We start from the raw sequence: 17,905 nt of genomic DNA on the forward strand, positions 1-17,905 counted from the left end.
CCGCTGTCAACCGGAGACGCGATCCGCCGCGCCGATCGGCGTTGATCGAACGGACCAGCCGACCCGACCGGTCGGGGTGCACACGCAGTGGACCCAGCTCGCTACTCTCGGTGTTCCGCAGGCTGCTCCGTCAGCGAGGTCGCCCATGAACGTCCACAGTTCCCAGTCCCGGCTCCGCTCGGTCGCGACGACGCTGGCGGTTGCCCTGACCCTCACCCTCTCCGCCGCCGCCGGCTGCGACAGCCGCAAGGAGCCGGACCTGCCGTCGGTGCAGGAGAAGCTGCGCGAGTCGCACATCTACGGGCAGTCGAAGCTGCGCATCGGTGTCGCCACCAACGAGCCGTTGATGGGCGACCTCCGCAACGGCCAGCACGTCGGCTTCGACGTCGAGATCGGTCGGTACATCGCCGCCTCCCTCGGTTACGAGGGCGACCAGCAGTTGGAGTTCGTGTCGGCGGCCACCGAGGACCGGATCCCGTATCTGCAGGGCGGCACCGTCGACCTGGTGGTGTCCAGCTTCTCGATGACCGAGGAGCGCAAGAAGCTGGTCAGCTTCGCCGGCCCGTACTTCGTCACCACCCAGGAGGTGCTGGTGCCGGTCCGGCTGAAGGACAAGATCCGCACCATTGAGGACCTGCGCGACCCGGCCTACAAGGTCTGCACCACCGGCGGTTCCACCACGGAGGGTGAGCTGGAGAAGCGCCAGGTCAAGGCGTTGGTGGTGAAGGACGTCTGGGATTGCGTGACAGGCATCCGCGCCGGCCGGTACGACGTGGTCAGCTCGGACGAGACGATCCTCGCGGGCTTCCTGGCCACGTACCCGAAGGAGTTCGAGATCGTCGACCTGCCCTTCGGCACGAGCGAGCTGTTGGGCATCGGCGTGCCGATCGGCGATCCGGCGCTGCGTGACCTGGTCGCCTTCTTCCTGCAGAAGAGCTACCAGCAGGGCCGCAACGGGCAGGCCAGCCCGTGGCTGACGGCGTACAACCGGACCCTGGGCCCGTGGCTGCGCGTCGAGAAGACTCAGCCGCAACCACTTGAGGTTCCGAAGCTGGTCGACTTCGACGACAAGGCGCCCCGGCGGTGAGCACGGTGCCGACCGCCACCGGTGACGCGAGCGCCGGCGGCGGGGTGCCGCCGCCCCGGCCTTCCGTGCCGACCGACCACGTCGAGGTGGACGCCGTTGGGTGGCCGACCGGGGTGCCGCGGGCCGAACCCGCCGTGCCGGTCGCCGACGTCGAGCAGGTGCCGGTGCGGTGGGAACCGGCGGAGCGGCGGGCGCGGGCCAGCCAGTCGTTCTGGACGGCGGTCGTGGGCGTGCCGGCGATCTTCTCGGTGCTCCGGCTCGGCGTGGAGGCGGGTGGGGAGCTGCAGACCACGCTGCTGCTGGTCGCCAACGTCGGGCCGGTCAACCTGCTCGCTGGCTTCCTGACCACCGCGGCTCGACTGCTCTCCACCGGGCTGGTCGCCGTCTTCGCGCTCGGCGCGGTGCTGGCCGTGAGCGTGGAACGACTGCCGCCGGGCACCCGCCGCCGCCCGCTCTTCGCCCGCTGGGCGGATCTCACCCCGGCCTGGGTCGTGCTGGCGAGCTTCCTGCTCGCCCTGCTCACCTGGCCGCTGCTCTACCTGCCGCTGCTGCTGCCGGCGTTCGCCGCCGCGTTCCAGCTCCGTCCGGACCGGCTGCACGAGTGGGTCGTACCCCGGTTGTCGGCGATCGTCGCGCTCTTCGCCGGGTACGGCTGGCTGCTGCTGCCGACGCTGCGGGACGCGGGCGGGCAGGGTGAGCTGCTGGTGCTGGCACTTCTCGTGGTGCCGCCGGTGTTGGCGCTCTTCATCGCCGGGCCGCTACCCGGCGTGGTGATCCGACCGCTGGCGTCGCTGACCGAGGTGGCAGTGCTGGCCATGCTGGTCTGGGCCGCGCTGCCGGTGATCAGCACACCGGTGCTCCCGCTCACCGTCACCACTGTGGGCGCCGAGAACGGCCCGACCGAAGACGTACGGGGGCACGTGGTGACCACCGACGACGTCAACATGGTGATCCTGCAGGAACGGGGTGGAGTCCGGTACGTGCCGGTGGGCCTCGTCCGCGCGCAGGTGCTCTGCCCGAGCGAGGAGGAGCTGCCCCGGCACCGGCTGCGGATCCACGACTTCCACATCGAGGATTCGCTGCTGGAGGGGATGGGCCGCCGCGTCCGCCCGGTGCACCGCATCGACGCCGCCTGCCGCGCCCCCGGCTGACCGCTGCTCAGTAGGACTTCTCCTGACCGAGGACGTGTTGGGCGACGAAGTTCAGGATCATCTCCCGGCTGACCGGGGCGATCCGGCCGGCCCGGACCGCGCCGAGCAGGGTGGCCACCCCGTACTCGGTGGTCATGCCCGCCCCGCCGAGGGCCTGCACGGCGGTGTCCACGGCGAGCGCGGCGGCCTCCCCGGCCGCGTACTTGGCCATGTTGCCGGCCACCCCGGCCTCCAGGTCACGGCCGGCGTCGTACAGGGTGGCGGCCTTCTGGATCATCAGCCGGGCCAGCTCCACCTGCACCGCCGCGTGGGCGAGCGGATGCGACACCCCCTGGTGCGAGCCGATGCTCCGGCCACCCCACACCTTGCGGGTGGCGGTGTACTCGCTGGCCCGCTCGATGGCGTACCGGCCGGTTCCGGCGCCCATCGCGGCGACCGTGATCCGCTCCGGGTTGAGCCCGGCGAAGAGCGCGGGCAGGCCGGCGTCCAGGGATTCGCCGACCAGCGCGTCGGCGGGCACCCGCACGTCGTCGAGGTAGAGCAGGAACTGGTTCTCCGGAGAGACGATCTCCATGTCCAGCTTGGACCGGGTCAGCCCGGCCGCGTCGGTCGGCACCAGGAACAGCGCGGGCTTCAACTTGCCGGTGGAGGAATCCTCGGTCCGGGCCACCACCAGGACGTGCCCGGCCTCGTCGACCCCGGAGATGTAGCACTTGCGGCCGTTGAGCAGCCAGTCGTCGCCGTCGCGGCGGGCCACCGTGCCGAGCCGGTGGAAGTTGGAGCCGGCCTCCGGCTCGGTGATCGCGAAGACGATCTTCTGCGAGCCGTCGGCGAGGCCGGGTAGGTGCCGCTTGCGCTGCTCCTCGGTGCCGTGCCGGTTGATGACGGTGGCCGCGATGGCGGGGGAGACCACGAGCAGCAGCAGCGGGCATCCGGCCGCCGCCAGCTCCTCGCAGACGATGGCCAGCTCGGTGATGCCGCCGCCCCCGCCGCCGTACTCGGTGGGGATGTTGACTCCCAGGTAGCCGAGCCGTCCGGCCTCGGCCCACAACTCGGTGGTGTGCTCACCGGCCTTTGCCTTCTCGACGAAGTAGCCGTGGCCGTACCGGCGGCCCAGCGCCCGCACGGCGTCGCGCAGCTGGTCCTGCTCGGGGGTGAGGTCGAAGGTCATCGGGGGTCCTCCTCGGGGTTCGACGGCTCCAGGTCGCCGCTTGCGGGGGAGCCGTCGATGACGGCCAGGACGGTGCCGGTGCGCACCTGACCGCCGGCCGGCACCGGCAGCTCGGTGACCACGCCGTCGGTCGGGGCCAGCACGGGATGTTCCAGCTTCATCGCTTCCAGCGTGAGCAGTGGATCGCCGGCCGTGACCCGCTGGCCGACCTGGACGTGCACCCGGGTCACCGCGCCGGGCAGCGGCGCGAGCAGCGACCCGGCCGCCACCGCCGCCGTGGGCAGCGGGAGACGCGGCAGCTCGACGAGGCTCGCCGCCCCGTCCGGGCCGTCCACGAAGACCTCCGACCCCACCCGGTGTACGCGGTACGCCTGCCGAACCCCGTCGACGTCGAGCACCACCCGGTCGGGGGTCGCCTCGACCAGCGCCACGGTCGGCGCGCTAGCCGATCCGGAGGCGTCGCTGACCTTCGGCCGCTCGGCGGAGTCATCGGCTGGCAATGTGCTGGACCAGTCGGCGAGCGCGCCGGTCCGGTCCAGGCGGTAGCGGATCTCGATCTTGTCGCCGTTCGACCCGACGAAGCGGGTGGTCTGGGGGACCGCGGGCACGTTGCGCCAGCCCGAGGGAAGTCCGGCGAGGACGGGCGCGTCCGTCCGACGCTGCGCGGCACCGGCCAGCGCCGCCGCGAGCGCGGCGACCGGGAGTCGGTCGGCGGGGAGCAACGGCGCGAAGACCTCCGGGTGCCGGTCCAGGAATCCGGTGTCGATCTCGCCGGCCGCGAACTCCGGGCTGCGCAGCACCCGAACCAGCAGATCGCGGTTGGTCGCCACCCCGTGCAGCTCGGCCCGCGCCAGCCCGCCCGCCAGCGCGCGGGCCGCCTCCGACCTGGTCGGCGCCACCGCGATCAGCTTGGCGAGCAGCGAGTCGTAGTGCACACCCACCACCGAGCCCGCCACGACGCCGGAGTCGAGCCGCAGGCCCGCCCGCTGGATCCAGCCGAACTCGCGGTCCACGCCGGGCACGTCGAAGCGGTGCAGGGTGCCGGTGGCGGGCCGCCAGCCCTGCGCCGGCTCCTCGGCGCAGAGCCGTACCTCGATCGCGTAGCCGCGCGTGGCGGGGTAGTGGTGGTGCTCGGGCAGCGGGGCGCCCTCGGCCACCAACAACTGCATCCGGACCAGGTCCAGCCGGACCGGGGTGATCAACTCGGTGACCGGGTGCTCCACCTGGAGCCGGGTGTTCATTTCGAGGAAGAAGAATTCGCCGGTCGGTGCCAGCAGGAACTCGACCGTGCCGGCCCCCACGTAGTCGACAGCCCGTCCGGCAGCCACGGCGGTCTCGTGCAGCCGCTCCCGCAGCCCCGGCGGGAGATCCCCGGGCGCCTCCTCGATGATCTTCTGGTGCCGGCGCTGGATCGAGCACTCCCGGACACCGAGGGCGGCCACCGTCCCGTGGGTGTCGCCGAAGATCTGCACTTCCACGTGCCGGCCGCGCTCGACGTACCGCTCGATGAAGACCGTGCCGTCGCCGAACGCTGCAGCCGCCTCGCGGCGCGCGGAGGCCACGGCCTCGGGCAGCTCGGCGGCGGCCCGGACGATCCGCATGCCCCGCCCGCCACCACCCGCGGACGCCTTCACCAGCACCGGGAAGCCCGTGACCTCGTCGGCGTCGGTCCAGCTCGGCAGCATCGGCACACCCGCGTCGGCGAGCAGCGCCTTCGCCGCGAGCTTGTCGCCCATCGCGGCGATCACCTTGGCCGGCGGCCCGACCCAGGTCAGCCCGGCGTCGGTCACCGCCGCCGCGAATTCGGCGTTCTCGGCGAGGAAGCCGTAGCCGGGGTGGACGGCGTCCGCGCCGCTGCGCCGGGCCGCGTCCAGGATCAGGTCCACCCGCAGGTACGTCTCGGCCGGCGTGTTCCCGGGCAGCCGCACCGCCTGGTCGGCCTCGGCGACGAACGGCGCGTCGGCGTCCGCGTCGGAGTGCACGGCGACGGTCTGCACACCCATCGCGCGGCAGGTGGCGAAGACCCGGCGGGCGATCTCGCCCCGGTTGGCCACGAGCAGTCTGTTGATCATGAGTGGCCCCTCTACATCCGGAAGACGCCGAAACCGTCGGCGCCCTTCACCGGTCCGTTGTGGATCGCCGAGAGGCAGAGCCCCAGCACGGTGCGGGTGTCCCGGGGGTCGATCACCCCGTCGTCGTAGAGCCGGCCGGAGAGGAAGAGCGCGCCGGACTGCGACTCGATCTGCTGCTCGACCATCATCCGCATCGCCGCGTCGGACTCCTCGTCGAAGGAGCGCCCCCGGGCGGCGGCGGCCTGCCGGGCCACTATGGAGAGCACCCCGGCGAGCTGCGCCGGGCCCATCACCGCCGACTTGGCGTTCGGCCAGGTGAACAGGAACCTCGGCTCGTACGCCCGCCCGCACATGCCGTAGTTGCCGGCCCCGTACGAGGCGCCCAGGTTCACCGTCAGGTGCGGCACCGTCGAGTTCGACACCGCGTTGATCATCAACGCGCCGTGCTTGATGATGCCGTGCTGCTCGTACTCGGTGCCGACCATGTAGCCGGTGGTGTTCTGCAGGAAGATCAGCGGGGTGTCCGAGGCGTTCGCGAGCTGGATGAACTGGGCCGCCTTCTGTGCCTCCGCGCTGAACAGCACCCCCCGGGCGTTCGCCAGGACCCCCACCGGATACCCGTGCAGCTCGCCCCAGCCGGTGACCAGCGCGTCCCCGTACGCCGGCTTGAACTCGTCGAAGTCGCTGCCGTCCAGGATCCGGGCTAGCACCTCGCGCGGGTCGAACGGCACCTTCAGATCGGAGCTGACGATGCCGAGCAGCTCCTCCGGGTCGTACTTCGGCGGCTGCGGCACGGCCGTGCGCGGCGACGGGCCCTGCTTGCGCCAGTTGAGCCGGCGGACGCACTGCCGGGCCAGCCGGATGCCGTCGCGCTCGTCGGCGGCCAGGTAGTCGGCGAGCCCGGACGTGCCGGCGTGCATCGCCGCGCCACCCAGCGACTCGTCGTCGGTGACCTCGCCGGTCGCCATCTTCACCAGCGGCGGCCCGGCCAGGTAGACCTGCGACCGGTCCCGAATCATGATCACGTGGTCGGACATCCCCGGCACGTACGCGCCACCGGCCGTGGCGTTGCCGAAGACCACGCTGACCGTGGGGATGCCCGCGGCCGAGAGCCGCGTCAGGTCCCGGAACACCCGGCCACCCGGGATGAAGATCTCCGCCTGGGTGGGCAGGTCCGCCCCGGCCGACTCGACCAGATTGACCATCGGCAGCCGGTTGGCCAGGGCGATCTCACCGGCCCGCCGGGTCTTCGCGAGCGACCACGGGTTGACCGCGCCGCCGCGTACCGTCGGGTCGTTGGCGACGATCAGGCACTCGACGCCCTCGACCACGCCGATACCCGTGACCACGCTGGCCCCGACCGGGAAATCCGTGCCGTACGCGGCGACCGGCGACAGCTCCAGAAACGGGCTGTCGGCGTCCACCAACAGCTCGATCCGCTCCCGGGGGAGCAGCTTGCCGCGCTTGTGGTGCCGGGACACGTACTTCTCGCCGCCGCCCGCCCGGGCCTGGTCCAGCGCGGCGTCCAGCTCGGCCAGTCGCTCCAGCAACGCCGCCCGGTTCGCCACGTGCCCCGGTGCGGCCGGATCGATAGCGCTGTCCAGGATCGTCATAGGCCCATGCCCTTCGCGATGATCTCGTTCATGATCTCGGTGGTGCCGCCGCCGATGCCGAGGATCCGGGCATCGCGGTAGTGCCGCTCCACCTCGGCGTCACGCAGGTAGCCGAAGCCGCCGTGCAGTTGCAACGCCTGGTCGACGACCTGGTCACAGGCGGCCACCGCGACGTTCTTGGCCATCGCCACCTCGGTCACCACCGGCTCGCCGGCGACTGCTCCAGGTCGCGGCGCGGCGTCAGACGCGCCGAGCTGGAGTGGTCGAGCCACCCGGATGGCCACCTCGTGCACGTACGACCGGGCCGCCTCGGCGCGGGTGTGCATCTCGGCCAGCCGGTGCCGGACCAGCTGTCGGCTGGCCAGCGGACGCCCGAAGGTCTCCCGGTCCCGGCACCAGCGCACCGCCAGCTCGACGCAGCGCTGCGCGGTCGCGTACGCCTGGGTCGCCAGCGACAGTCGCTCGGCGGCGAAGTGCTGCATGATCGCCAGGAAGCCGGTGTTCTCCGCGCCGATCCGGTTGGCCACCGGCACCCGCACGTCGACGAAGGACAGCTCCGCCGTGTCCGAGCAGTGCCAGCCCAGCTTCTCCAGTCGGCGCCCCACCGTGAACCCGGGCGACCCCTTGTCGATGACGAGCAGGGTCAGTTCACCGCTGCCGGGGAAATCGGTGCACACCGCGGTGGTCACGAAGTCGGCCCGGTGCCCGCTGGTGATGTACGTCTTCGACCCGTTCACCACGTAGTGGTCGCCGTCGCGGCGGGCGGTGGTGCGGATGCCGGCCACGTCGGAGCCGCCGTCCGGCTCGGTGATCGCCAGCGCGCCGATCATCGTGCCGGCCAGGGTGGGCCGGACGTACCGCTCGATGAGGCCGTCGTCGGCGGGCGACGGGCTGCCGCCGAGCCGGCCGCCCAGCGACCCGCCGGTGCGGGCGCCGGCCGCGGCGACCATGTGCGGCAACGCGATGCCGTGCGTGAACAGGGCCGCTACCAGACCGGACGAGCCGCCCGAGCGGATCAGCTCCTCCGTCACGATGATCGAGTCGAGCAGGTCACCGCCGCTGCCGCCCACCGACTCGGGAAAGCCGATGCCGAGCAGGCCGAGCTTCGCGGCGGTCGCGTGCAGGGCCCGGGGGACCTCGCCGGCCCGCTCCCAGTCGTCCAGGTGCGGCAGCACCTCCCGGGTCACGAAGGCCCGGGTCAACTCGCGCAGCTGCCGCCGTTCGGGGGTGTCCACGATGCTCATCGCGCCACCCCCGTCGGCACATCGGCGGGCAGGTCGACGATCCGGGCGCGCAGCAGCTCACCGAGCGCCTTGGCCTGCGGATCGAACCGGGTGGACGCGGCGACCCCGGCCCCGAGCAGGCCCTCGATCACGAAGTTGACCGCGCGCAGGTTCGGCAGCTCGTAGCGCCGCACCGACAGCGACGCCGTCTCCGGCAGCAGCTCGGCCAGCCGCTCGACGGTCAACCAGGCGCGCAGCCACGCGTACCCGGCGTCGCTTCGGGCCCAGACACCGAGGTTGGCGTCACCGCCCTTGTCGCCCGAGCGCGCGCCGACCAGCTCGCCGAGCGCCCCGCGCCGGGTCGGGCCGTCAACCGCCGCGTCGCCGCCCGGTACGGTCTCGTCGTCCGCGGTGGGGACGGTGCAGAACGGCGGGGCGATCGGCACCCGCTCACCGCCGGGCAGGACCGCGACGTGCGCGACCTCGTCCTGCGGCACGGCGTCGGCGGTGAAGACGCCGTACGGTGTCGCGTCGCCCGGGAGGGTGGTCAGCGTGCAGCCCGGGTAGGAGGCCAGCGCCAGCTCCACCGCGGCGGCCGAGAAGGCCCGCCCGGCCCGCGCCTTGTCACTGTCGCGCAGGTGTACGTGCAGCAGGGCGCTGGCCACCTCGGTGTCGGCGGCGTCCGGGTGGTCGGTGCGGGCCAGCGTGACTTCCAGCCCGTCCTTGCCCACCGCCTCCTCGATCTGCCCCCGTACCAGGGCCGCCTTCGCCTCGATGTCCAGCCCACAGAGGACGAACGTCATCGAGTTCCGGAAGCCGCCGAGGTTGTTGACGCCCACCTTGAGCGTTGCCGGCGGCGGGGTGCCCCGGACGCCGGAGACCCGGACCCGGTCCGGCCCGTCGGGGCGCAGCGTCACGGAGTCCAGTCGGGTGACCACGTCCGGCCCCAGGTAGGCCGGCCCGCCGATCTCGTAGAGCAGCTGGGCGGTGACGGTCTCCACGGTGACCGCGCCGCCGGTGCCCGGGTGCTTGGTGACCACGGATGAGCCGTCGGAGTGCACCTCGGCGATCGGGAAGCCGGGGCGGTGCCCGCCGTCGGGCAGTTCGGTGAAGAAGCTGAAGTTGCCGCCGGTGACCTGCGCCCCGCACTCCAGGAGGTGCCCGGCGACGGTCGCCCCGGCCAGCTCGTCGAGGTCGTCGCGGCCCCACCCGTATCGGGCGATGGCCGGGCCGACCACCAATGACGCGTCGGTGACCCGGCCGGTGACCACCACGTTGGCACCGGCGTCGAGGCAGGCGGCGATCCCGAACGCGCCCAGGTAGGCGTTCGCGGTGAGCGCGTCGGGCCGCTGGAGCGCGTCGCCCTCGACGTACCCCACCTGGGCCGACAGGCCCAGACGGCCGGCGAGCGCCTCGATGGCGGCGGCCAGGCCGGCCGGATTCAACCCGCCGGCGTTGGTCACGATCCGCACCCCCCGGTCGAGGGCTGTGCCCAGGCACGTCTCCAGCTGGCGCAGGAACGTCTTCGCGTAGCCGAGGTCGGGGTCGCGCAGCCGGTCCCGACCGAGGATCAGCATGGTCAGCTCGGCCAGGTAGTCACCGGTCAGCACGTCCAGTTCGCCGCCGTCGAGCATCTCCCGCCAGGCGGTGAACCGGTCGCCGTAGAAGCCGGAGGCGTTGCCGATGCGGATCACGCCCGTACTCCGTTTTCGCTGGCCGGTGCCCGGCCGGCCCCCGGCGGCCCGGCGAAGGCCTGCGCCACGTCGAGCCACTCGTCGGCGATCGGGCCGGTGGCCACCAGGGCGAGGTCCGCGCGGTGGCGGCGTTGGGTGACCAGGAGGCAGAAGTCCCGGGCCGGGCCGCTCAGCCGGTCGGCGGCGTCCGCCGGACCCCAGGTCCACATGTCACCGCCGGGCCCGACCAGCTCGACCCGGACCGGCGCCGCCGGTGCCGGCCGGCCGTGGGCGGCGAAGCCGTGCCCGAGAGTACGCACGCCCAGGTGCGCCACGTGCCGGAGCCGGTCGCTGTCGGGGCGGACGACGCTGAGGGCGTCGGCCACGTCCTCGCCGTGTGCCCAGGTCTCCATCATCCGGGCCGTCGCCATCGAGGTGGCCGACATCCGGGTGCCGTACCAGGGCAGCTTCTCGCCGGCCGGGACGGCGGCCAGGGCGTCGGCGAGTGCCGCCCGCCCGGCGCGCCAGCGGGCGAGCAAGTCGACGGGCGGGGCGAGGAATGCATCGGCACCCGCGTCCACCAGCCGCGTCACGTCCGGAGCGCCGGTCACCGTCGCGTAGAACGCCTCGGTATCGGTGGCGGCCAGCAGCGCCACGTGGTCGGTCCAGGCGAGGTGGGCGATCTGGTGCCCGATGCTCCAGCCGGCCGCCGGGGTCGGGCGGGCCCAGTCGGCTGCCGGCAGCGGCGCCACCAGCGCGTCCAGGTCAGCGGACTCGTCGGCCAGATCCGCGAGCAGGTCACTGAGGTCGACCATGGTGCCTCCGGTCGGTGCTGGGCCGGTGTGGCCGGGGTCAGGGCGTGAGGAGGGTGGCGAGCTGGCGTTTCCAGGTGACGAGCAGGGCGGCACGGCGGGCCGAGTCGTCGCTGAGCAGGTTGGCCACCCCGAGCCCGCGCAGCAGGTCGAGGGTGGCCTGCACGGCTTCGCGGACGCCGGGACGACGCTCGTCGACCCCGAGCAGGGCGACGGTGAGCCGGTGCATCTCCCGGCCGACCGTCGCCTCCAACGGGACCAGGGCGTCGCGGAGCTCCGGGTCGGTGCGGGCGGCCACCCACAGTTCGAGCGCGGCGACGAAGAGCGGCCCGGTGAAGGCCACCCCGAGCAGGTCGATCACCCGGTCCAGCCGCTGCGGGCCGGCCGGCAACGCCTCGGCCTCGGTGCGCAGCTCGTTGGCCCGGCGCTCGGCTAGATGGGCGACGGCGGCCGTGACCAGCGCGGCCTTCGTTGGGTAGTGGTGCAGCTGCGCGCCCCGCGAGACACCTGCTCGCGCCGCCACGACGGTGGTCGTGGTGCCGGACCAGCCATGATCGATGAGGCAGTCGACGGTCGCCTCCAGCAGGCGGGCCTGGGTGGCGCGACTGCGCTCCTGCTGGGGAACACGCGTCGCGCCGGCGGACGTCGCGCCGGCGGACGCCGCGGCAGCGGACGTCGCGGCGGCAGACGTCGATGCGGCGGACACGGCAACAGCCTGCGGCCTCCGAAACAAACAGTCAAGACTGACTTTTTTACGGCTGGATCGGCGATGTGCTCAGGTCGAGCTGACCTCGACTGCCCTCCCCGGCCCCTGTAGAGCTGCCCCACGAATGGGGCAGCGACGACGCGCCATCCGCCCCTCCTACTCCGGGGCCCTCCGGAGAGCTGCCCTGCCTCGGGATTGGGCGGCGACGATGCGCCACCTGCCCCTCCACCTCCAGGGCCTTCGTAGAGCTGCCCCGGGGCTGAGGCGGCGACGATGCGCCACCTGCCACTCCCTGGCCCTGTAGAGCTGCCCCACGAGTGGGGCGGCGGCGACGTTTGGTCTGCCCCTCCTACTCCGGGCCTTCGTAGAGCTGCCGGGACTGGGGCGGCGACGATGCGCCACCTGCCACTCCCTGGCCCTGTAGAGCTGCCCCACGAGTGGGGCAGCGGCGACGTCTGGTCTGCCCCAGATCTGGGGCAGCTCTACAGGCAGCGGAGGAGGTCCTCCGACCTCAGCTGATTGGCCTGCGCCGGCTGTCGGCGGCCAGCCGAGGCCGTCCGCAATCTCGAGGCCGTCCGCAACGTCGAGGCCGTCCGCAACGTCGAGGCCCTGTGCAGCGCCGGGGGCATGTGCGGGGTCGGAGCGGTGTGGGTCAGCGGCCGTCGCGCGGGCCGAAGACGGCGAGGGCGTCGGCGTCGCTGTGCTGGGAGCGCAGGTACTCGTCGGCCCAGGCGGCGGCGTCGGGGTAGGTCGACTCCGTCGCCACCCGGGCGCAGGCCGCGTCCACGTCGAAGGCGGTGCGGCGCAGCTGTACGCCCGGACCGAGCAGCGCCCACCACGCGCCCGCACCCCCGTACGGCATGCCGATGCTGCCCGGGTTGACCACCAGGCGCCGGTCGACCAGCCGGGTGAACGGCATGTGGGTGTGGCCGCAGACCACCGTCGCGATCTCGGCCGGGAGGCCGGCGAACACCTCCGACCAGCGGGACATTCGGGAGTCGACGAGCACGACTTCCTCGTCGTCACGAGGGGTCGCGTGACAGAACAGTGTCGGCCCGAGGCCGTCGATCTCGAACGTCGCCGTCGCCGGCAGGGCCGCGAGTCGGGCCACCTGGTCCTCGCGGAGCTGCCCGCCGGCCCAGTGGGACACCTCGAAAGCGGCGGGCCGGCCGGCCCGTGCGTCGACCAGCTCACGTTCGCAGTTGCCGCCCACCCAGCAGACCCGGTCACCCAGGTCGGCGAGCACGTCCAGCACCTCGACCGGCTGCGGGCCGGACGCGATGTCGCCGGTCAGCACGATGAGGTCGGCGGCGGCGACGTCCGGCTCGGCCAGCACGGCCTCCAGCGCGGGGAGTACGCCGTGGATGTCGGAGAGCACCGCAACTCTGTTCACCATGGGCCCACCCTCACCGCTGCTGCCGCACCGAGCCAGCATTTCTGCGCCGGGCAGACGAAAACGTCCCCGCCTGCCGTCGGTGACGGCAGGCGGGGACGGGACGTACCGCTCAGACGCGGGCGCGGCGGGCGAGGCGCTCCGGGTCCAGGATGATGATGCTCTTGCCGTCCAGCCGCAGCCAGCCGCGCGAGGCGAAGTCGGCAAGCGCCTTGTTGACCGTCTCCCGGGAGGCGCCGACGAGCTGGGCGATCTCCTCCTGGGTGAGGTCGTGCGTCACGCGCAGCACGCCGCCATCGCGCGTGCCGAACCGGCCGGCCATCTGGAGCAGGTTCTTCGCGACCCGACCCGGCACGTCCGTGAAGATCAGGTCGGCGAGCGAGTCGTTGGTCCGACGCAGCCGCCGGGCGAGCACGCGGAGCAACTGCTCGGCGATCTCCGGGCGGTTGTTGAGCCACGGCCGCAGCGCCTGCTTGCGCAGCCGCACCAGCCGGGTGTCGGTCACCGCGGTGGCAGTCGCCGTACGCGGACCCGGGTCGAAGAGCGACAGCTCACCGACCATGTCCGACGGCCCCATCACCGCGATCAGGTTCTGCCGGCCGTCCGCCGCCCGGCGGCCGACCTTGATCTTCCCGGACAGCAGGATATAGAGACTGTCGCCGGGCTCGCCCTCATTGAAGACGATCTCGCCCTTGCGGACCTCGATCGTCTCCATCTCCTTGGCGAGCGCCTCGGCAGCTTCCGGGTCGACACCCTGGAAGATCCCGCTGCGGGCCAGTACCTCATCCATCGCGCACCTCCGGTTGCGCGTGCCGTCTTCTCGGCCGGGGCCGCCGTCCGCTGATCCCCTCGCGCGCCGTCAAGTCTAGGCGCACGTGAGCATGAATCAGAGGTCGCCCCTGGAATCTTGATCGGTGGGCGTAACCTGCCCGACGTGCTGAGCGACCCGACTCTGACCAGCCGCGCCGAGTACGGGCGGCAGATTCCGCTGCTCGTCTGGCGGGCCGACGGCCCCTTACGAGCGGTCAGCAGCGGCCCGCTCGGCGGTGGAATCGGCGTCCGGCACTGGGTGCTGAACGCGACCGTACCCATGTCGTACGACCGGGACGACCCCGCCGCCCACCTGACCGCGCTCGCCGCGGACCTGGCCCTCGACGGGCCCGGAGTGGGCCTGCTGACCGGCGTCGACGTGACCGAGGTGGTCGCCCGGACCGACACCGGGGTGCGGGCCTGGGCGACGGTCGGGCTCGGCACCCCGGTGCCCGCCGCCGCGCCGGAACCGGCCGCGCTCGCCCAGCGGGTGGGCACGGTCAACATCGTGGTGTACGTGCCGGCCCGGCTCGCCGACTCGGCGCTCGTCAACGCCGTCGCCACCGCCACCGAGGCGAAGACCCAGGCGATCGTCGAGCTGGGGTTGCCCGGGACCGGCACCCCCACCGACGCGGTCACCGTGCTCTGTCCGGTGGACGGGCCGGAGGTCGCGTACGGCGGGCCGCGCTCCACCTGGGGCGCCCCGCTGGCCCGAGCCGTGCACGCCGCAGTGCGCGCGGGCGGTGACCGGCCGGTCGTTCCCTGGTCAGACCGGCTGACCGGCTGAACTTCCGACCGATCGGCCCTCGTCGGCGCGTTACGGGGCCGGTAGGGTCGCGGGCGATGTACGCTTCCGCCCCCCTCGCGCCCCGCCCGTTCCGTCGCGTCGCCCTCGGCCTCGCGGCGCTGCTGGCCGCCCTGCTCGTCGCCGGCTGTGCCGACAGCGGGGAGGCCCCGGTGTGGCAGCCCGGCGCCGGTGGTGGTGGCACCGGAGCGCCGGTGACCACGTCCGGCCCGAAGGCGAGCGGCGGCGCCGCAACCTCCGGCGGGGGTGGCGCCATCTCGCTCTCCGCCACCGGCGACATCATCATGGGCAACGCGCCGAGCCGGCTCCCCGCCGCAGGCGGCAAGGGCTTCTTCGACTCGGTCAAGCAGGCGCTCAAGGCCGACCTGGTGATGGGCAACCTGGAGGAGCCGCTGACGGTGGACACCGGCGCCGGCAAGTGCGGGGCCAACTCCACCCGCTGCTACCAGTTCCGGGCCCCACCGGAGTACGCCGCGCACCTGCGCGACGCCGGCTTCAAGGTGCTCAACCAGGCCAACAACCACGGCTACGACTACGGGCCGAAGGGCTACGAGAACACGCAGAAGGCGCTGGAGAAGTACGACCTGGAGCACACCGGCGCCCCGGACGAGATCACCGTGGTCGACGTCAAGGGCGTCAAGGTTGCCGTGGTGGGTTTCTCGTCGTATGTCTGGTCCAACAGCCTGGTCGACATCGCCAAGGCCAAGACGGTGGTGGCCAAGGCGGCCACCATGGCCGACCTGGTCGTGGTGCAGGTGCACATGGGCGGCGAGGGCGCGGACCAGACCCGGGTGAAACCCGGCACCGAGATATTCCTGGGTGAGAACCGGGGGGACCCGGTGAAGTTCTCGCACGCCATGATCGACGCGGGCGCGGATCTGATCGTCGGGCACGGGCCGCACGTGCTGCGCGGCATGGAGTTCTATCAGGGGCGCCTGATCGCGTACAGCCTGGGCAACTTCGCCGGCGGTAGCAACACGTTGATCAATACCGGCCGGCTCGGCTGGGGCGGGGTGCTGAAGGTGTCGCTCAAGCCGGACGGCAGTTGGGCCGGCGGCACGTTCACCTCGACGTACATGAACTCCACCGGCAAGCCGACGATGGACCCGGACGACCGCGGCCTGGGCCTGGTCACCGAGCTGAGCCGCGCCGACTTCCCGAAGGGTGGGGCCCGGTTCGACGGGCAGGGCAGGATCACCGCGCCGACGGCCGGTTGACCCGAGCAGGAACGTCCGGGGCGCGACGTAGGCTGACCGTCGTGACCAGTAGCCCTCCCGGTGCCAGCGAGACCGATCTCGGGCGCAAACGTCGTGCCCGCAAGATCGGCCGGGTGCTGGCCGAGACGCACCCCGACGCGCACTGTGAGCTGGACCACTCCAACGCCCTGGAGCTGGCCGTCGCCACCATCCTCTCGGCGCAGTGCACCGACAAGAAGGTCAACGAGGTCACCCCGAAGCTCTTCGCCCGCTACCCGAGCGCCGCCGCGTACGCCGGGGCCGACCGGGGCGAGATGGAGGAGCTGATCCGGCCCACCGGCTTCTACCGCAACAAGACCGATTCGCTGCTCAAGCTCGGGCAGGCCCTCCTCGACCGGTACGACGGTCAGGTCCCCGGCCGGCTCGTCGACCTGGTGACGCTTCCCGGGATCGGCCGCAAGACCGCAAACGTCATTCTCGGCAACGCCTTCGACGTCCCCGGGATCACGGTCGACACGCACTTCCAGCGGCTGGTGCACCGGTGGCGGCTGACCACCGAAACCGACCCGGTCAAGATCGAGCACGCGATCGGCGCGCTGTACGACAAGCGCGACTGGACCATGCTGTCGCACCGGATCATCTTCCACGGGCGACGGGTCTGCCATGCCCGCAAGCCCGCCTGCGGGGCGTGCACGCTCGCGAAGCTCTGCCCCTCGTACGGCACCGGCCCGACCGAGCCGGCTGCCGCAGCCAAGCTACTCAAGGGCCCTCGGGCGCGTGACCTCGCGGTGGCCGCCGGGGTCGACCCGGAGTTGGTGCCCGCGCAGGCGGTCGCCGCGGAGGTGCCGTGAACCGGCGCCTCGCTGTGCTCGTCCTGCCGCTGCTACTGGTCGTTGCCGGTTGCACCGGCAGCCCGGCCGACGACCCCGCACCACGGCCGGCCGCCGCCGAACGGCCGTCGCCCTTCCGTGACTGCGCCGGGCTGGGCACGCCCCCCACGGCCGCGTCGCCCGGCGCCGGCACGACGGCCCCCGCCACGCCCGGCACGTCGACGGCGCCCGGCGGGCAGGAGTTGCCGGAGCTGACCCTCGCCTGCTTCACCGGCGGCGCCCCCGTCGCTCTGCGCGACGTGGCCGGGCCAGCCGTGATCAATGTGTGGGCCTCCTGGTGCGGGCCGTGCCGCAAGGAACTGCCCGCCTTCCAGCGGCTCAGCGAGCGCGCCGCCGGGCGACTCCAGGTGGTCGGGGTCAACACCCGGGACAGCCGGGGCGGCGCCCAGTCCATCGGCGAGGACTTCGGCGTACGGTTCCCGATCCTGGTGGACCAGGGCGACGCGCTGCAACGGGAACTGAAGCGCAACGCCTTCCCGCTGACCCTCTTCGTCGACGCGCAGGGCCGCATCCGGCACATCGACGCCACCGGGGCTCTCGACGACGCGCAGATCGCCAAGCTGGTCCGCCAGCATCTCGGCCTGACGGTGCCAGCATGATCCGCCGACCGCCCGAGTGGATCGAGCCGTTGCTGACCCGGCTGGGCACCGCCCGTGCCGAGGACTTCACCCGGCTGACCACCCCCGCCGAGGGCGGCCGGGAGAGCGCCGTGCTGGTGCTGCTCGGTGAGCAGCCCGGCACCGGCCCCGACGTGCTGGTCCTGCAACGGGCCGCCACCCTGCGCAACCACGCCGGTCAGCCGGCCTTCCCGGGCGGGGCGGCCGACCCGGAGGACGCCGACGTCCGGGCCACCGCGCTCCGCGAGGCGAACGAGGAGGTCGACCTCGACCCGGCCAGCGTCACCGTGCTGGCCGAACTGCCGAAGTTGTGGATCCCGGTCAGCGACTTCGTGGTCACCCCCGTGCTGGCCTGGTGGCACGACCCGCACCCGGTGCACCCGCGGGAGCCCGCCGAGGTGGCGCACGTGGCGCGACTGCCGGTCCGCGAGCTGGTCGACCCGGCCAACCGGCTGCGGGTCCGCCATCCCAGCGGCTGGGAGGGGCCGGCGTTCTCGGCGCGCGGCATGCTCGTCTGGGGCTTTACCGCCGGGGTGCTGGCGGCCCTGCTGGAGATGGGTGGCTGGGCCCGCCCGTGGTCGCCCGGCCGGCTGGTCGAGCTGCCGCCCACGGGGGCCACTCCCGCGCCGTCGGCCGGCACCGAAGAGGTCGACGAGACCGCCCTACGCTGACCACGCGGTCACCTT

The 17,905-nt window shown here is 72.9% G+C and carries 16 protein-coding genes; 7 read left to right on the forward strand and 9 right to left on the reverse strand.

The genetic code is table 11. The features are described 5' to 3' along the window. The first annotated feature begins 145 nt into the window (after positions 1-145). Entirely contained in the window at positions 146-1,087 is a 942-nt protein-coding gene (locus tag ACFYPH_RS00440) for a transporter substrate-binding domain-containing protein (RefSeq protein ID WP_354856532.1), read from the forward strand. Continuing rightward, entirely contained in the window at positions 1,084-2,238 is a 1,155-nt protein-coding gene (locus tag ACFYPH_RS00445; protein WP_387177866.1) for a hypothetical protein, read from the forward strand. The genes ACFYPH_RS00440 and ACFYPH_RS00445 overlap by 4 nt, the downstream gene beginning before the upstream one ends. A 7-nt stretch (positions 2,239-2,245) precedes the next feature. Here the strand turns inward: ACFYPH_RS00445 and ACFYPH_RS00450 are convergent, their stop codons facing one another. The 9 genes from ACFYPH_RS00450 to ACFYPH_RS00490 form a co-directional block, all read right to left on the reverse strand. After that, positions 2,246-3,409 (reverse strand): acyl-CoA dehydrogenase, encoded by a 1,164-nt coding sequence (locus tag ACFYPH_RS00450; protein WP_355064898.1) that lies wholly within the window; start codon positions 3,407-3,409, stop codon positions 2,246-2,248. Next, positions 3,406-5,481: a biotin carboxylase N-terminal domain-containing protein gene (locus tag ACFYPH_RS00455; protein WP_387177869.1), complete on the reverse strand. Its 2,076-nt coding sequence runs from the start codon at positions 5,479-5,481 to the stop codon at positions 3,406-3,408. Before ACFYPH_RS00455 ends, ACFYPH_RS00450 begins: the two co-directional genes overlap by 4 nt. An 11-nt stretch (positions 5,482-5,492) precedes the next feature. Continuing rightward, entirely contained in the window at positions 5,493-7,094 is a 1,602-nt protein-coding gene (locus ACFYPH_RS00460; RefSeq protein ID WP_387177872.1) for an acyl-CoA carboxylase subunit beta, read from the reverse strand. Further along, positions 7,091-8,338, reverse strand: a complete 1,248-nt coding sequence (locus tag ACFYPH_RS00465) for an acyl-CoA dehydrogenase family protein (protein ID WP_354856544.1) — start codon at positions 8,336-8,338, stop codon at positions 7,091-7,093. The genes ACFYPH_RS00460 and ACFYPH_RS00465 overlap by 4 nt, the downstream gene beginning before the upstream one ends. Next, on the reverse strand, positions 8,335-9,951 hold the full coding sequence (locus ACFYPH_RS00470) for an acyclic terpene utilization AtuA family protein (RefSeq protein WP_387179277.1): 1,617 nt from the start codon (positions 9,949-9,951) through the stop codon (positions 8,335-8,337). Before ACFYPH_RS00470 ends, ACFYPH_RS00465 begins: the two co-directional genes overlap by 4 nt. Positions 9,952-10,007: 56 nt before the next feature. After that, entirely contained in the window at positions 10,008-10,805 is a 798-nt protein-coding gene (locus ACFYPH_RS00475; protein ID WP_387177875.1) for a TIGR03084 family metal-binding protein, read from the reverse strand. Positions 10,806-10,842: 37 nt separating this feature from the next. Beyond that, positions 10,843-11,388, reverse strand: coding sequence for a TetR/AcrR family transcriptional regulator (locus ACFYPH_RS00480; protein WP_355065029.1), 546 nt, complete (start codon positions 11,386-11,388; stop codon positions 10,843-10,845). A gap of 772 nt (positions 11,389-12,160) precedes the next feature. After that, entirely contained in the window at positions 12,161-12,904 is a 744-nt protein-coding gene (locus tag ACFYPH_RS00485; RefSeq protein WP_355064908.1) for a metallophosphoesterase family protein, read from the reverse strand. Between the two features lie 109 nt (positions 12,905-13,013). Further along, entirely contained in the window at positions 13,014-13,691 is a 678-nt protein-coding gene (locus ACFYPH_RS00490) for a Crp/Fnr family transcriptional regulator (RefSeq protein ID WP_007466162.1), read from the reverse strand. 144 nt (positions 13,692-13,835) lie between these two features. Between ACFYPH_RS00490 and ACFYPH_RS00495 the strand changes: the two genes are divergently transcribed. From ACFYPH_RS00495 to ACFYPH_RS00515, 5 genes are read left to right on the forward strand one after another with little or no spacing between them, the layout of a single operon-like run. Next, on the forward strand, positions 13,836-14,498 hold the full coding sequence (locus tag ACFYPH_RS00495) for an adenosylcobinamide amidohydrolase (RefSeq protein WP_355064910.1): 663 nt from the start codon (positions 13,836-13,838) through the stop codon (positions 14,496-14,498). 56 nt (positions 14,499-14,554) lie between these two features. After that, positions 14,555-15,733: a CapA family protein gene (locus ACFYPH_RS00500; protein ID WP_355064911.1), complete on the forward strand. Its 1,179-nt coding sequence runs from the start codon at positions 14,555-14,557 to the stop codon at positions 15,731-15,733. A 41-nt stretch (positions 15,734-15,774) separates the two neighbouring features. Further along, on the forward strand, positions 15,775-16,563 hold the full coding sequence (gene nth, locus ACFYPH_RS00505; protein WP_354860824.1) for an endonuclease III: 789 nt from the start codon (positions 15,775-15,777) through the stop codon (positions 16,561-16,563). Further along, positions 16,560-17,201 carry a TlpA family protein disulfide reductase gene (locus ACFYPH_RS00510; RefSeq protein ID WP_387177879.1) on the forward strand — a complete coding sequence of 214 codons (642 nt, stop codon included), beginning with the start codon at positions 16,560-16,562 and terminating at the stop codon, positions 17,199-17,201. Before nth ends, ACFYPH_RS00510 begins: the two co-directional genes overlap by 4 nt. Then, positions 17,198-17,890 (forward strand): CoA pyrophosphatase, encoded by a 693-nt coding sequence (locus ACFYPH_RS00515; RefSeq protein ID WP_354860821.1) that lies wholly within the window; start codon positions 17,198-17,200, stop codon positions 17,888-17,890. Before ACFYPH_RS00510 ends, ACFYPH_RS00515 begins: the two co-directional genes overlap by 4 nt. Positions 17,891-17,905: the final 15 nt, after the last annotated feature.

The sequence above is a fragment of the Micromonospora sp. NPDC005252 genome, assembly GCF_042872475.1.
Lineage (GTDB): Bacteria > Actinomycetota > Actinomycetes > Mycobacteriales > Micromonosporaceae > Micromonospora.

Excerpts from the sequence above, each read along its gene's own strand:
- ACFYPH_RS00500 (WP_355064911.1), top strand. The coding sequence starts at position 14,555 with ATGTACGCTTCCGCCCCCCTCGCGCCCCGCCCGTTCCGTCGCGTCGCC.
- ACFYPH_RS00470 (WP_387179277.1), bottom strand. The coding sequence starts at position 9,951 with ATGCTCGACGGCGGCGAACTGGACGTGCTGACCGGTGACTACCTGGCC.
- ACFYPH_RS00475 (WP_387177875.1), bottom strand. The coding sequence starts at position 10,805 with ATGGTCGACCTCAGTGACCTGCTCGCGGATCTGGCCGACGAGTCCGCT.
- ACFYPH_RS00485 (WP_355064908.1), bottom strand. The coding sequence starts at position 12,904 with ATGGTGAACAGAGTTGCGGTGCTCTCCGACATCCACGGCGTACTCCCC.
- ACFYPH_RS00465 (WP_354856544.1), bottom strand. The coding sequence starts at position 8,338 with ATGAGCATCGTGGACACCCCCGAACGGCGGCAGCTGCGCGAGTTGACC.
- ACFYPH_RS00450 (WP_355064898.1), bottom strand. The coding sequence starts at position 3,409 with ATGACCTTCGACCTCACCCCCGAGCAGGACCAGCTGCGCGACGCCGTG.
- ACFYPH_RS00515 (WP_354860821.1), top strand. The coding sequence starts at position 17,198 with ATGATCCGCCGACCGCCCGAGTGGATCGAGCCGTTGCTGACCCGGCTG.
- ACFYPH_RS00460 (WP_387177872.1), bottom strand. The coding sequence starts at position 7,094 with ATGACGATCCTGGACAGCGCTATCGATCCGGCCGCACCGGGGCACGTG.
- ACFYPH_RS00455 (WP_387177869.1), bottom strand. The coding sequence starts at position 5,481 with ATGATCAACAGACTGCTCGTGGCCAACCGGGGCGAGATCGCCCGCCGG.
- ACFYPH_RS00440 (WP_354856532.1), top strand. The coding sequence starts at position 146 with ATGAACGTCCACAGTTCCCAGTCCCGGCTCCGCTCGGTCGCGACGACG.
- ACFYPH_RS00490 (WP_007466162.1), bottom strand. The coding sequence starts at position 13,691 with ATGGATGAGGTACTGGCCCGCAGCGGGATCTTCCAGGGTGTCGACCCG.